The organism is Acinetobacter sp. ABJ_C4_1 (assembly GCF_044538495.1).
GTDB lineage: Bacteria > Pseudomonadota > Gammaproteobacteria > Pseudomonadales > Moraxellaceae > Acinetobacter > Acinetobacter nosocomialis_A.
Genome location: NZ_JBIUCQ010000037.1, coordinates 1 through 310 on the forward strand (window position 1 = coordinate 1; position 310 = coordinate 310).

Sequence of the window (310 nt, forward strand, 5' to 3'; positions counted from 1 at the left end):
GATTCACAAGGTCATATCAGCAGCCCGGCAGATGTCATCGTGACTGTCGATACGGCAGCACCAAATGCGCCAGTACTTGATCCGATCAATGCGACTAATCCAGTCACCGGTACAGCAGAACCAGGTTCAACAGTCACTGTGAGCTTCCCTGATGGCACAACAGCAACTGTCGTTGCAGGTCCTGATGGTAAATGGACAGCGCCAAACCCAGGTGACTTGCTTGATGGTCAAATAGTGACTGCGACAGCAACTGACCCTGCAGGTAACCCATCATTACCAGGTACAGGCATTGTAGATGCATTGGCACCGA

Annotated in this window: 1 protein-coding gene; it reads left to right on the plus strand. The window is 51.6% G+C overall.

The genetic code is table 11. The annotated features are described in order from the left end of the window. Positions 1 to 310: Ig-like domain-containing protein (locus ACIF8R_RS18375; protein ID WP_396482479.1), on the plus strand; the 310-nt coding region annotated here is incomplete at both ends.